We start from the raw sequence: 12,700 nt of genomic DNA on the forward strand, positions 1-12,700 counted from the left end.
TAGCCTTTGTTAAGGCAGTCTTAGCTCTATGAAAACAATTAATCGCGCACTGACCATTATTATTACAACCACCATTCTTACTGGATAGTGGCATAGGTCGGTGCAACAAATTTAAAGGCCTGTGTTCACTAAGAACACAGGCCTTTTTTCGTTTTATGGGATGAGGAACATAAATAATGCGCGTTTTAAAATTTGGAGGCTCTTCGCTTGCCGACTTTGCCTGTTTGCAACAAGTAGCTTTGCTGGTAAAAGCACAGTTAAAAGATGAAATGTTACTGGTACTTTCTGCACCCGGAGGTATGACTGATTCATTAGTTGCGCTGGCAAATGCCGCTGAGCAAGGTCAAGATTTTTCTCAGCAATGGCAAGCTTTGCTAAGCCGATGCGAGACATTAAAAGCAGAAGTAGAAAAAAGCAGTGGCGAAGTAAAAAACTGGCCAGATTTTAATGAGCTTAAAAATAAGCTAGATGGTGTGGCGCTTATTAAGTGTTGCCCAGATCAAATTCGTGCTTTTGTAATTAGTTTTGGTGAGCGTGTTAGTGTATCGCTAATGCAAAGTTTATTAAGCTCGCACAATGCACAATACCTTGAAGCAACGCGTTGTGTTGCCTCTACTGGTGGCTACATTGATGCTGAAGCCGACTTAGTAACGAGTAAAGCACGCTTTCAAGCAGTACTTAAAGAAAACCCAGCCACCATTTACATTATGCCAGGCTTTACAGCAAGCAACGAGCAAGGCGAACTTACTACACTTGGTCGTAATGGCTCTGATTACTCTGCAGCTATTGCAGCGGCATGTTTAGATGCTGAAATTTGCCAAATTTGGACTGACGTTGATGGTGTGTACAGTGCTGATCCGCGCTACATCAAAAAAGCGACTAAAGTTGATTTCTTATCTTATAAAGAAGCGATGGAGCTTTCTTACTTTGGCGCTAAAGTACTTCATCCTAAAACCATTTTACCGTGCGCGAAAGCGGGCGTACCGTGCGAAATTAAAAATACCCATAACCCAGATGCTCAAGGGTCATTAATTGGTAACGACTATTCATCGGATGAGCCAGTAAAAGCGCTTTCTAGCTTGCAAGACTTAGCAATGCTTACCGTGTCAGGCCCTGGCATGAAAGGTAAAGTGGGCATGGCCTCTAAGGTATTTAATGCCCTTGCGCACGATAACGTATCGATAGTATTAATTACTCAATCATCGTGTGAATTTAGCATTAGCTTTTGTGTGCACGAAAGCGATTTAGCGCTCGCGCTAGAAGCCTTACAAAGTGCATTTGAACTTGAATTACAAGCAGGCTTAATTGAGCCGGTACAAGTACAACGTAATCTTGCCATTGTCACTTTAGTGGGCGATAACATGCGCGCACACAAAGGTTTAGCAGCACAGTTTTTTGCTTCTCTTGCACAGGCCCAAGTAAACATTGTAGCCATTGCGCAGGATTCTACAGAAAGTGCTATTTCGGCGGTTATTGATGGCGAGCTGTGTAACGATGCAGTGAAAATATGCCATGAAAACTTTTTTACCCACGTCCCTTCAATTGACGTATTTTTACTTGGCTGTGGCTTAGTAGGCCAAGAGCTTATTTCTCAGTTAGAGCGCCAGCAAGCGTGGCTTGAAAAACGTAATATTAAGTTAAACCTATATGGCGTTGCTAATTCTCGTCAATTGCATTTAGACAGCGAAGGTATTGCATTTGATGACTGGCAGCAAAAGCTTGCAGCATCAGAGCAAGCGTTTGATTTAAATTTAGTTGAGCAGTTTGTAAAGCAAAATCACTTAGTAAACCCTGTGCTTGTAGATTGTACGTCTTCTGATGCGCTAGCAGCTCAGTATGTGGATTTTTTAAATGCGGGCTTCCATGTGGTTGCCGCTAATAAAAAAGCAACAACCAGCTCGTATGATTATTACCAAGACTTAATTGCGGCAACACAAAAAAATAACCGCAAGTTTTTATACGAAACAAACGTAGGTGCAGGCTTACCGGTAATCGATAACCTACAGTCGTTATTTGGTGCAGGTGATGAGTTACTTGAGTTTAGCGGTATTTTATCAGGCTCACTGTCGTACATGTTTGGTGCACTAGAAGATGGTTTATCACTTTCTGAGGCAACTATTAAAGCAAAAGAAAGCGGTTTTACAGAGCCAGACCCACGCGATGATCTATCGGGCACCGATGTAGCACGTAAATTGCTTATCATTGCACGCGAAGCTGGCATGAAATTAGAGCTTAGCGATATAGAAGTAGAGTCAGTATTGCCTCAAGGTTTTGCACAAGGTGACAGCGTAGATGAATTTATGGCTAAACTGCCAAGTTTAGATGCTGAGTTTAACGACCGTATTCAAAGTGCGGCAGCAGAGGGCAAGGTACTGCGTTATGTAGGTACAATTAAAGAAGGCCACTGTAAAGTAGGTATTGAAGCGGTCGATTCATCGCATGCATTAAATGTTATTCGTGATGGTGAAAACGCATTAGCTATTTTAAGCCAGTATTATCAACCACGCCCGTTTGTAATTCGTGGTTACGGTGCAGGCTCTGCGGTAACAGCTGCAGGCGTATTTGCCGACGTATTAAAAACGTTATCGCGCTAGGAGAGCATTATGATAGAAGTATATGCTCCGGCGTCTATAGGTAATTTTGCAGTGGGCTTTGATGCACTTGGCGCAGCGCTTGCGCCTATTGATGGCAGCTTATTAGGTGATGTAGCCGTAGTAAGCGCCGCAGCAAGTGATGAGTTTGTTTGCTCTGGCGAATATGCGCATAAGTTACCAAGCGATGCGAGCGAAAACCTAGCATATCAATGTTTAGTACATTTTAGAGCGCACGTTGCGCCAGATATGCCAAGTGTAAAATTAGAGCTTAAAAAGAATTTACCAATTGGCTCAGGGCTAGGTTCGAGTGCGTGCTCGGTGGTAGCAACCTTTGCTGCGCTTGATAAGTTTGCTCAAACCAATTTAAGCCAAGTTGAGCTGATTGAATTAATGGCTGATTTTGAAGCGATAGTCAGTGGCGGGCGTCATTATGACAACATCACCCCGTGTTATTTAGGGGGCTTACAGCTTACAGGCGATTTAATTCCTGATAAGTCAATTGCTCTACCAGTTGATGAAAACTGGTACTACGTAGCGGCGTTTCCTGGGTTTTCGCTTAATACCGCAAAGGCACGCTCGGTATTACCTAAAGAGCTAAGTATGCACGCAGGGGTTGAGTTTGCACAGCGTTTATCGGCATTTAGCAGCTTGTTATTAACGCAGCGTTTTGATGATGCACTGAGTATTATGCAAGACGATATAGCAGAGCCGTACCGAGCGCCGTTAATAACAGGGTTTAGCGAAGCGAAAGCAAATTTGCCAGCGCTTGGTGCAGAAATTGTCAGTATTTCAGGTGCGGGCCCTACGTTATTTACAGTGTGTAAAACATTAGAAGCTGCTGAAAAATGTGCGCAGTGGTTAGCGCAAAACTATATAAATGAGCAGGGCTTTTGCCACATTTGTAAATTAGATAACGACGGCACGCGTCAATTAACAGTTTTATAGGATAGGCATTTATGCAATTACATAATTTAAAAGAAAATTCTCAAAAAGTGTCGTTTGTTGAAGCGGTAAAAACAGGGCTTGGGCGTAATCAGGGGGTATTTTTCCCTGAAAGCTTAGCGCCACTCGCCGATGTAGATGCGTTATTAGATATGGACTTTGTTACCCGCAGTAGCAAAATTTTATCGCACCTTATTGGTGATGAATTACCCGCTGATACCGTTGCTCAAATGGTTAAAAATGCATTTAACTTCCCCGTAAAATTGGTAGAGGTTGAAGACAATAACTATTGTTTAGAGCTTTTTCATGGCCCTACGCTTGCGTTTAAAGACTTTGGCGGGCGCTTTATGGCTGAGTGTTTAGCACAGTTTAATCAAGGCGAAAAAGTCACGATTTTAACGGCAACCTCTGGCGATACTGGCGCTGCTGTTGCACATGCGTTTTACAACAAGCCAAATATAGATGTGGTTATTCTATACCCTAAAGGCAAAATTTCGCTTGCTCAGCAAAAGCTATTTACTACGCTTGGTAACAACATTCATTGTTACGCGGTTGATGGCAGTTTTGATGATTGCCAAGAGCTGGTTAAAAAGTCGTTTTTAGATGACGAAGTTAAATCTACACTTGGCCTTAATTCAGCTAACTCAATCAACATTAGCCGCCTAGTGGCACAAGTATGTTATTACTTTGAAGCCATTGCTCAGCTACCAAAAGAAAAGCGTGCTACAGCGCATATTTCAGTCCCTAGTGGTAACTTTGGTAATGTATGTGCCGCCATGATTGGTGCTGTAATTGGTTTGCCGGTGGGTAAACTAAGCGCGACTACAAATCAAAACGACACCGTGCCCCGTTACATGCTTGATAAAAATTGGGCGCCAAATGCCACACTTGAGTCGCTTTCAAATGCGATGGATGTGAGCAAGCCAAATAACTGGCCACGTGTGCAAACAATGTTAGATAATAACTGGTTTAGCTACGATAATTTTTACTCAACCAGTGTGAGCGAAGAAAATACGCAAGCAGTGATGAAAAATATTCAACAAACTGGTTATGTTGCAGAGCCGCATACCGCCATTGCGTACCAAGGTCTTGTAGAGAATAAAGCACCCGGCGCAGCAGGTATCTTTTTAGCAACTGCTCACCCCGCTAAGTTTAAAGAAAGTGTAGAAGAGATTCTAAATATTGAACTTGATATGCCAAAACCACTTAGCGACGCACTTGCTAAACCTTGTTTAGCAAGCGACATTAACCCTGATTATGAAGCGTTACGCACTGAAATACTCGCTAAGTTAGGCTAACTAACCTAGCGTTAAAAAAGCGGCTTTGGCCGCTTTTTTTGTATTTTGAACGCACTAAATAAAGTATTTATCATTAACTAATTAAATGTAAAAAATAAAAATCATTTAAATTATTAATGCATTTATAAAAAAATATCATCTTAAAAACGCTGTGAAATAGATTCAATCCCTGTTTAAATATCCTCAACTTAAGAGCGTAGGCAAAGAGTCGTTTAAAGCGTACAATAAAGCCTCTAAAAAACACCATACACGTTGCCCTAGGAGACCCCAATGTTAGAACGTAGCATGAATATTTCGGATTTTGATCCAGAGTTATTTGACGCGATAAACAAAGAAACTGCTCGCCAAGAAGAGCACATTGAATTAATCGCATCAGAAAACTACTGTAGCCCACGCGTACTAGAAGCTCAGGGTTCACAGCTTACAAACAAATACGCAGAAGGTTACCCGGGCAAACGTTACTATGGCGGTTGTGAGCACGTAGACGTTGTTGAACAACTTGCAATTGATCGTGCTAACGAGCTATTTGGTTCTGACTACGCAAACGTTCAGCCACATGCGGGTTCTCAAGCAAATGCAGCTGTTTTCTTAGCATTATTAGAAGCGGGCGACACTGTACTTGGTATGAGCTTAGCTCATGGTGGTCACTTAACGCACGGTTCACACGTAAGCTTCTCAGGTAAGCTATACAATGCAATCCAGTACGGGCTAGACGAAGCAACTGGCGAAATTGACTACGCACAGGTAGAAGCGTTAGCACTTGAGCACAAACCAAAAATGATTATTGGTGGTTTTTCTGCGTACTCAGGTATTGTTGATTGGGCTAGATTCCGTGAGATTGCTGATAAAGTAGGTGCTTACTTATTTGTTGATATGGCTCACGTTGCTGGTTTAATTGCGGCGGGTGTTTACCCAAGCCCAGTACCTCACGCGCATGTTGTAACAACAACAACACACAAAACATTAGCAGGCCCTCGTGGTGGTTTAATTATTTCTGCTTGTGGCGACGAAGCAATTTACAAAAAGCTTAACAGCGCTGTGTTCCCAGGTGGCCAGGGTGGTCCTTTATGTCACATTATTGCTGCAAAAGCAGTGGCATTTAAAGAAGCTCTACAACCAGAATTTAAAACATACCAAGCACAAGTAGTTAAAAATGCTCAAGCTATGGTTGCTGTTATGCAAGAGCGCGGTTACAAAATCGTATCTGATAAAACAGAAAACCACTTATTCTTACTTGATTTAATCGATAAAGATATCACAGGTAAAGATGCCGACGCAGCGCTTGGCAATGCAAATATTACTGTGAACAAAAACTCTGTACCAAACGATCCTCGCTCACCGTTTGTTACTTCTGGTTTGCGTATTGGTTCACCTGCAATTACGCGTCGAGGCTTTAAAGAAGCTGAATCGAAAGAACTTGCTGGCTGGATTTGTGACGTATTAGACAACATCAACGATGAGTCAGTACAAGCCCAAGTTAAAGAAAAAGTTAAAGCAATTTGTGCGAAACTACCTGTATACGCTTAATTGCATAAGCAGCAGTAATTTCGATCACAACAAGGGGCCTGTTTACCTTTCGAGGTTTAATTTGCAGTAGTATGTTTGGTTTTTAGGCAAGGCAGAGTCTATGTAGTGTGGTTACTCCACACAAATAGGCGATAACGCAGCATAAATGCCAAACATGCACTGCCCTCGGGTTCGTCCTAGGGGCGATTTACTCTTTGTTGCTCGGTTTTTACTTAGCCCACTAGGTTACAAACCTCGCGCCGCGATCAAATCACCCCTAGATAGAACAAATTTAATCCTGAAAGGCCAACAGGCCCTATTTTTTTGCTAAGATAAAAGGCCGCTAAATAGCGGCCTTTTTTGTTTTAAAACGGAAGTACCGAGTTATGCATTGCCCATTTTGTACCGCAAAAGATACTAAAGTTATTGATTCTCGCCTAGTCGGCGGAGGCCACCAAGTTCGCCGTCGTCGTGAATGTAACGAGTGTCACGAGCGATTTACTACCTTTGAAGGCGCCGAGTTAGTTATGCCACGTGTGATTAAACAAGATGGCAGCCGAGAACCCTTTAATGAAGATAAGCTACTCAATGGCCTTAATCGCGCCCTAGAAAAACGCCCTGTTAGTACAGAGCAAGTGGATGAAGTGGTTAATATTATTAAATCGCAGTTGCGTGCTACCGGCGAGCGAGAAATATCAAGTCACCTTGTGGGTGAGTGCATAATGGAGGCGCTTAAAAAACTGGATAAAGTAGCCTATGTGCGGTTTGCCTCTGTGTATCGCTCGTTTGAAGATATACGCGAATTTGGTGAAGAAATTGCCCGTTTAGGGGAGTAATAATGCAAAACCAAATAACCTTTACTGCGCAAGATGAAATGTACATGGCACGTGCCATCGAGCTTGCAAAAAAAGGGCGATTTACAACCACCCCCAATCCTAATGTCGGGTGTGTTTTAGTTAAAGATAACCACATAATTGGTGAAGGGTTTCATCAATTAGCTGGGCAGGGGCATGCTGAGGTTAATGCCCTTGCTGTAGCAGGTGAAAACGCAAAAGGCGCGACTGCGTATGTAACGCTTGAACCGTGCAGCCATTACGGACGCACTCCCCCGTGCGCAGAGGGTTTAAAAGCCGCAGGTGTAGTAAAAGTTATTGCAGCTATGGTCGACACCAACCCACAAGTAGCAGGTAAAGGGCTTAAAATACTTAGCGATGCCGGTATTGAGGTTGCATTTGGGCTTTTAGAGCAGCAAGCGCGCGCACTTAATTTAGGTTTTTTTAAGCGTATGGAGCAGGGTCTGCCGTATGTTACGTGTAAAATGGCGGCCAGCATTGATGGTAAAACCGCGCTTAAAAATGGCCAAAGTAAGTGGATCACCGGCAGCGCTGCGCGACAAGATGTACAATTACACCGAGCACAAAGCTGCGCTATTTTAACGGGCGCCGATACGGTTATTACCGATGATGCTAAGCTCAATGTGAGGTTAAGCGAGTTGCCACAGGCTTTGCCTACTGAATTACCCCTACGCCAACCGGTGCGTGTTATAATTGACTCACAAAATAGGCTTACACCAGAGCTGGCAGTATTTAATATTGAAAGTGAAATAATAATTTTCACTACCAAGGTTGATAAATCAACGCAGTGGCCGCATTTTGTAAGGCATATAGAAGTGCCACAGCAAAATAACAAAGTTAATTTAACGTCTGTTTTAGCGCACCTTGCTAAGCTGCAATTTAATCATGTTTATTTAGAAGCGGGTGCTACACTTGCCGGTAAAATGACAGAGCTTAATTTAATAGACGAATATATATTTTACTTAGCGCCTAAACTAATGGGGTGCGATGCAAAAAGCTTAGTTAATTTTGCACCGCTGACAGATATGCAAAACACCGTTAATTTGACGTTTAAAGAGTGTGTGAAAATAGGCGATGATTTACGTATAACCGCCACAAAACACATTCCAATCACTTAATTAAAAGAGTAGGGCTATGTTTACTGGAATAATTGAAGCCACAGGCAAAATTGCGCTATTACAAAAAAAACAAGGCGATTTAGCCATTCGTATTCAAAGCGCTAATCTTGATATGAGCGATGTAAAGCTTGGCGATAGCATTGCCACAAATGGCGTATGTTTAACGGTAGTTGATAAGCACATTGATGGCTTTAGTGCCGACTTATCAAACGAAACTATCAGCTTAACTGGGTTTGCAAATTATAATATTGGCCAAACAGTTAACCTTGAAAAAGCCATGCAGCCGGTTTCACGTTTAGGCGGGCATTTAGTGTCAGGTCATGTTGATGGCATTGCAACCATTACAGCCATTACTAGTAATGCGCGCGCTACAGAATATTGGCTAAGCACCGATGAAAACTTAATGAAGTACATTCCTTACAAAGGGTCTGTATGTATAGATGGTATAAGCCTGACAGTAAACGCTGTACAAGGTAATAAATTTAAATTAACCATAGTGCCGCACACAAGCGAGCAAACCACCATTGCTGATTTTAAAGTGGGCACACGCGTTAATTTAGAAGTCGACCAAATTGCACGTTATTTAGAGCGCCTTATTAAAGGGGCTGAGCAGCCGACAGGCTCAGATATTTCAATGAGCTTACTAGCTAAAGCTGGTTTTGTTAAATAACGACACTGATAACTTACACGAGCAAATTTATGAATTTACACAGCGCACAAGAAATCATCGACGACATTAAAGCCGGTAAAATGGTTATTTTAATGGATGACGAAGACAGAGAAAACGAAGGTGATTTAATCATTGCAGCAGAGCACATTAGCGCCGAAGCAATTAACTTTATGGCCACTCATGGCCGTGGCTTAATTTGTTTAACTATGACGCAAGAGCGTTGTGAGCAGCTTGATTTACCGTTAATGGTTAAAAACAATGGCGCAGCGTTTTCTACTAACTTTACTATGTCGATTGAAGCATCTAAAGGTGTAACAACGGGTATATCAGCAGCCGATAGAGCGCGTACAGTTCAAGCGGCAATTGCAAAGGGTGCTGTACCAAGTGATATTGTACAACCTGGACATATTTTTCCTATTATGGCACAACCAGGTGGCGTGTTAACGCGCGCAGGCCACACCGAAGCTGGCTGTGATTTGGCACGTTTAGCCGGCCTTGAAGCCTCATCAGTTATTGTAGAAATTCTCAATGCCGATGGCACTATGGCGCGCCGCCCAGATTTAGAAATATTTGCTAAAGAGCACGGTATTAAAATTGGCACAATTGCAGATTTAATTGAGTACCGAAACCTTAACGAAACCACCATAGAGCAAGTGGCTAAGTGTAAATTACCCACTGAGCACGGTGAGTTTGATTTAGTAACCTACAAAGATACGATTGACGGCCAACTGCACTACGTATTGCTAAAAGGTGAAATTAAAGAGCAAGAGCCAACGCTTGTGCGCGTGCACTTACAAAGTACCTTTAACGATATTTTGCTTTCAGACAGAAGTGCGGACCGTAGTTGGGGGCTTTCTGATGCAATGGCTTACATTGCAAAAAATAACGGTGCACTGGTTATTTTAGGCAAACAAGAAAGCACCGAAGAGCTAGAGGCCACAGTAAAAGCATTTGCTGCTGCCGATGCTGGCGAAAATGTTACGCCGCGTAAATTTAAAGGCACATCACGCACTGTTGGTGTGGGCTCGCAAATACTAGCTGATTTAGGTATTAAGCAAATGCGCTTAATGAGTCGCCCTAAAAAGTACCATGCACTTTCGGGCTTTCATTTAGAAGTGGTTGATTACGTTGAGCCACAATAAGGGCTCAGCTTTTAACTAGTCTATTTTTTTATTTTTATGGTATGATGCGCAGCAATTTTTGCGCAATCGCAACCGCTTGAACATATTTTTAGGGTTATCAAATGAAAATTATTGAAGGTAATAAGTACGCTCCAGGCAAAAAATTCGCTATTGTTATTTCTCGTTTTAACGATTTTATTGGTAGCAGCCTACTAGAAGGTGCTGTTGATGAGCTAAAGCGTACTGGTGGCGTAGCCGATGATGACATTACCGTTGTGTATGTACCCGGTGCAGTAGAGTTACCTTTAGCGGCAAAACGCATTGCGGCAAAAAAAGAGTATGATGCAATCATCGCATTAGGCGTAGTGATCAGAGGTGGTACACCACACTTTGACCTCGTTGCTGGCGAATCTAACAAAGGCCTTGCAAATGTATCGCTTGAGTATGATATCCCGGTTGCATTTGGCGTATTAACCACAGAAAGCATTGAACAAGCAATTGAACGCGCTGGTACCAAAATGGGTAACAAAGGCGGCGAAGCGGCATTAGGCGCGCTTGAAATGGTTAATGTGTTAGATAAAATTTAAGTTTAAGGAATTTTTGTGAAACCAGCAGCAAGACGTAAAGCACGTATCTTAGCACTTCAAGCCGTTTATTCTTGGCAATTAAGTGGCAATTTAATTGCCGATATCGAACAACAAATGTTGATCGAAAACGACGTGACTAAAATTGATGTTGAATACTTTAAAGATTTAGCGCGTGGCGTTGCCGTTAATTATAAGCAACTAGATGAAGCTGTATCTCCGCATTTAACACGTCCATTTGATGATTTAGATATGGTAGAGCGTGCAATTTTACGTTTAAGCGCGTATGAGCTTAAATTCCGTGAAGATGTGCCATACAAAGTAGCAATCAATGAAGGCATTGAGCTTGCTAAAATATTTGGCGCTGAAGACAGCCATAAATTTGTAAACGGTGTACTTGATAAAGCTGTTAAGCATTTACGCAAGTAATACTAACCTTGCTAAAGCGCTCTGCTAAAGAGCTTAGCTTTAACAGTTAGTACACGTTAAAAAGGAGAGCCGGCATAGGTCGGCTTTTTTGTGTATGAAGGAATTTGAATTAATAAACCGCTACTTTAAAGGTCGTGGTATAACTCGTCGTGATGTAAGCCTAGGAATAGGGGACGACTGTGCATTAGTTACCGTTCCGCAAAACTGCCAACTTGCAGTAACAACTGATACGCTTGTATCGGGTGTTCATTTTTTTGATGACATTTCTCCCCGAGCATTAGGACACCGAGCACTGGCCGTAAATCTAAGTGATTTAGCAGCCATGGGGGCTGAGCCAACTTGGGTGTCGGTGGCACTAACCCTACCAAATATTAACCAGCAGTGGATTGAAGAATTTACTGAGGGAATGCACGAAATTGCTGAGTACTTTAATGTACAAATAATTGGTGGCGATACTACGCAGGGTCCTTTAACAGTTACTATATGCGCTAAAGGCACTGTGCCAGAGGGCAAAGCTTTACGCCGTGCAGGTGCTAAAGTGGGCGACTGGGTATGTGTAACCGGCACGCTAGGTGATGCCGGCTTGGCTATTGAATCTCGCAAGCGTGGCCTAAGTATTGAGCCTGAGCACTTAAAGTACATAAATAGCCGCTTTGATTACCCCACTCCACGGGTGGCTGCAGGGCAAGTATTACGTGGCCTTGCTTCATCAGCTATTGATGTGTCTGATGGCCTTATGGCGGATTTAAGCCACATACTTGATATGTCACAAGTCAGCGCCAGTATAAATATTGAAAACATCCCAACCTCAGACGCTATGCGTTCAAGCCTGAACTTTGAGGCGCAATTGCCGTATATTTTAGGCTATGGCGATGACTACGAATTACTTTTTACTGTCTCTGAAGATAATAAAAGCATGTTGGAGCTTAAATTACGTCAATACGGCGTAGAAGCAACGTGCATAGGGCAAATAAAAAGTGGCGAAGGGCACATTGAGCTTTTACACCACGGTGAAAAATTTAATTTTGAGCAACAGGGCTTTGAGCACTTTGCCAAGGAGCAGGTTTGACTAGCAAAAAACAGTTTAATTTAAAGCGCCCGCACCAGTTATTTGGCCTAGGGTTTGGCACTGGCCTTGCGCCTGTTGCGCCAGGCACCTTTGGTACATTTGCTGCTTTACCATTTATTTTTATGACCATGTATTTTCCGCTTTGGCTACAAATCGTGTTTGCCGTGGTTATTAGTATTTTTGGTATTTGGGCGTGTGGCAAAACCGCCGATGATTTAGGTGTGCACGACCACCCAGCCATAGTGTGGGATGAAGTTGCGGGTTATTACATTACGATGATTGGTGCAGCGCTTAGTTGGCAAACCTTACTTGTAGGCTTTTTATTATTTAGATTTTTTGATATTGCCAAACCTGGCCCGATCAAAACGCTCGATAAGCGAATGGACGGCGGCGTGGGTATAATGGCTGATGATGTACTTGCCGGTATTTTTTCGCTTATTTGTTTGCAAGCGTTAATAAAAGCAGGTTTACTACCCTTTTAATTTTTGTGTTTTATTTGTTTAACTAGGTGGCAG

Annotated in this window: 12 protein-coding genes; all 12 read left to right on the forward strand. The window is 42.6% G+C overall.

The genetic code is table 11. The features are described from left to right. Positions 1-176: 176 nt before the first annotated feature. The 12 genes from thrA (at position 177) to PSH48_RS13755 (ending at position 12,667) form a co-directional block, all read left to right on the forward strand. Positions 177-2,594 (forward strand): bifunctional aspartate kinase/homoserine dehydrogenase I, encoded by a 2,418-nt coding sequence (thrA, locus tag PSH48_RS13700; RefSeq protein WP_273611754.1) that lies wholly within the window; start codon positions 177-179, stop codon positions 2,592-2,594. A 9-nt stretch (positions 2,595-2,603) separates the two neighbouring features. Beyond that, positions 2,604-3,539, forward strand: coding sequence for a homoserine kinase (gene thrB, locus PSH48_RS13705; RefSeq protein WP_029773773.1), 936 nt, complete (start codon positions 2,604-2,606; stop codon positions 3,537-3,539). 11 nt (positions 3,540-3,550) lie between these two features. After that, complete coding sequence (gene thrC, locus PSH48_RS13710) at positions 3,551-4,834, forward strand: threonine synthase (protein ID WP_029773772.1); 1,284 nt, start codon at positions 3,551-3,553, stop codon at positions 4,832-4,834. Positions 4,835-5,104: 270 nt separating this feature from the next. Continuing rightward, positions 5,105-6,361 carry a serine hydroxymethyltransferase gene (glyA, locus tag PSH48_RS13715; protein ID WP_273611755.1) on the forward strand — a complete coding sequence of 419 codons (1,257 nt, stop codon included), beginning with the start codon at positions 5,105-5,107 and terminating at the stop codon, positions 6,359-6,361. Between the two features lie 365 nt (positions 6,362-6,726). After that, the gene (nrdR, locus tag PSH48_RS13720) at positions 6,727-7,176 is read left to right on the forward strand and encodes a transcriptional regulator NrdR (RefSeq protein WP_004586861.1); all 450 of its coding nucleotides are present in this window, start codon (positions 6,727-6,729) and stop codon (positions 7,174-7,176) included. 2 nt (positions 7,177-7,178) lie between these two features. Beyond that, positions 7,179-8,312, forward strand: coding sequence for a bifunctional diaminohydroxyphosphoribosylaminopyrimidine deaminase/5-amino-6-(5-phosphoribosylamino)uracil reductase RibD (ribD, locus tag PSH48_RS13725; protein ID WP_004586862.1), 1,134 nt, complete (start codon positions 7,179-7,181; stop codon positions 8,310-8,312). A 16-nt stretch (positions 8,313-8,328) separates the two neighbouring features. Beyond that, entirely contained in the window at positions 8,329-8,982 is a 654-nt protein-coding gene (locus tag PSH48_RS13730) for a riboflavin synthase (RefSeq protein ID WP_004586863.1), read from the forward strand. A 29-nt stretch (positions 8,983-9,011) separates the two neighbouring features. Further along, positions 9,012-10,124 carry a bifunctional 3,4-dihydroxy-2-butanone-4-phosphate synthase/GTP cyclohydrolase II gene (gene ribBA, locus PSH48_RS13735; RefSeq protein WP_004586864.1) on the forward strand — a complete coding sequence of 371 codons (1,113 nt, stop codon included), beginning with the start codon at positions 9,012-9,014 and terminating at the stop codon, positions 10,122-10,124. Between the two features lie 101 nt (positions 10,125-10,225). Next, complete coding sequence (gene ribH, locus PSH48_RS13740; protein WP_004586865.1) at positions 10,226-10,690, forward strand: 6,7-dimethyl-8-ribityllumazine synthase; 465 nt, start codon at positions 10,226-10,228, stop codon at positions 10,688-10,690. Between the two features lie 15 nt (positions 10,691-10,705). After that, the gene (nusB, locus tag PSH48_RS13745) at positions 10,706-11,116 is read left to right on the forward strand and encodes a transcription antitermination factor NusB (protein WP_004586866.1); all 411 of its coding nucleotides are present in this window, start codon (positions 10,706-10,708) and stop codon (positions 11,114-11,116) included. Between the two features lie 94 nt (positions 11,117-11,210). Next, entirely contained in the window at positions 11,211-12,185 is a 975-nt protein-coding gene (gene thiL, locus PSH48_RS13750) for a thiamine-phosphate kinase (protein ID WP_024031689.1), read from the forward strand. After that, positions 12,182-12,667, forward strand: a complete 486-nt coding sequence (locus PSH48_RS13755; protein ID WP_024031690.1) for a phosphatidylglycerophosphatase A family protein — start codon at positions 12,182-12,184, stop codon at positions 12,665-12,667. Before thiL ends, PSH48_RS13755 begins: the two co-directional genes overlap by 4 nt. Positions 12,668-12,700: the final 33 nt, after the last annotated feature.

This window comes from Pseudoalteromonas sp. Angola-4 (genome assembly GCF_028599265.1).
In the GTDB taxonomy this organism is placed as follows: Bacteria; Pseudomonadota; Gammaproteobacteria; order Enterobacterales; family Alteromonadaceae; genus Pseudoalteromonas; species Pseudoalteromonas atlantica.

What these genes read in the sequence shown, in the direction of transcription:
- thrA (WP_273611754.1), top strand. Translation starts at nt 177, where the DNA reads ATGCGCGTTTTAAAATTTGGAGGCTCTTCGCTTGCCGACTTTGCCTGT.
- thrB (WP_029773773.1), top strand. Translation starts at nt 2,604, where the DNA reads ATGATAGAAGTATATGCTCCGGCGTCTATAGGTAATTTTGCAGTGGGC.
- thrC (WP_029773772.1), top strand. Translation starts at nt 3,551, where the DNA reads ATGCAATTACATAATTTAAAAGAAAATTCTCAAAAAGTGTCGTTTGTT.
- glyA (WP_273611755.1), top strand. Translation starts at nt 5,105, where the DNA reads ATGTTAGAACGTAGCATGAATATTTCGGATTTTGATCCAGAGTTATTT.
- nrdR (WP_004586861.1), top strand. Translation starts at nt 6,727, where the DNA reads ATGCATTGCCCATTTTGTACCGCAAAAGATACTAAAGTTATTGATTCT.
- ribD (WP_004586862.1), top strand. Translation starts at nt 7,179, where the DNA reads ATGCAAAACCAAATAACCTTTACTGCGCAAGATGAAATGTACATGGCA.
- PSH48_RS13730 (WP_004586863.1), top strand. Translation starts at nt 8,329, where the DNA reads ATGTTTACTGGAATAATTGAAGCCACAGGCAAAATTGCGCTATTACAA.
- ribBA (WP_004586864.1), top strand. Translation starts at nt 9,012, where the DNA reads ATGAATTTACACAGCGCACAAGAAATCATCGACGACATTAAAGCCGGT.
- ribH (WP_004586865.1), top strand. Translation starts at nt 10,226, where the DNA reads ATGAAAATTATTGAAGGTAATAAGTACGCTCCAGGCAAAAAATTCGCT.
- thiL (WP_024031689.1), top strand. Translation starts at nt 11,211, where the DNA reads ATGAAGGAATTTGAATTAATAAACCGCTACTTTAAAGGTCGTGGTATA.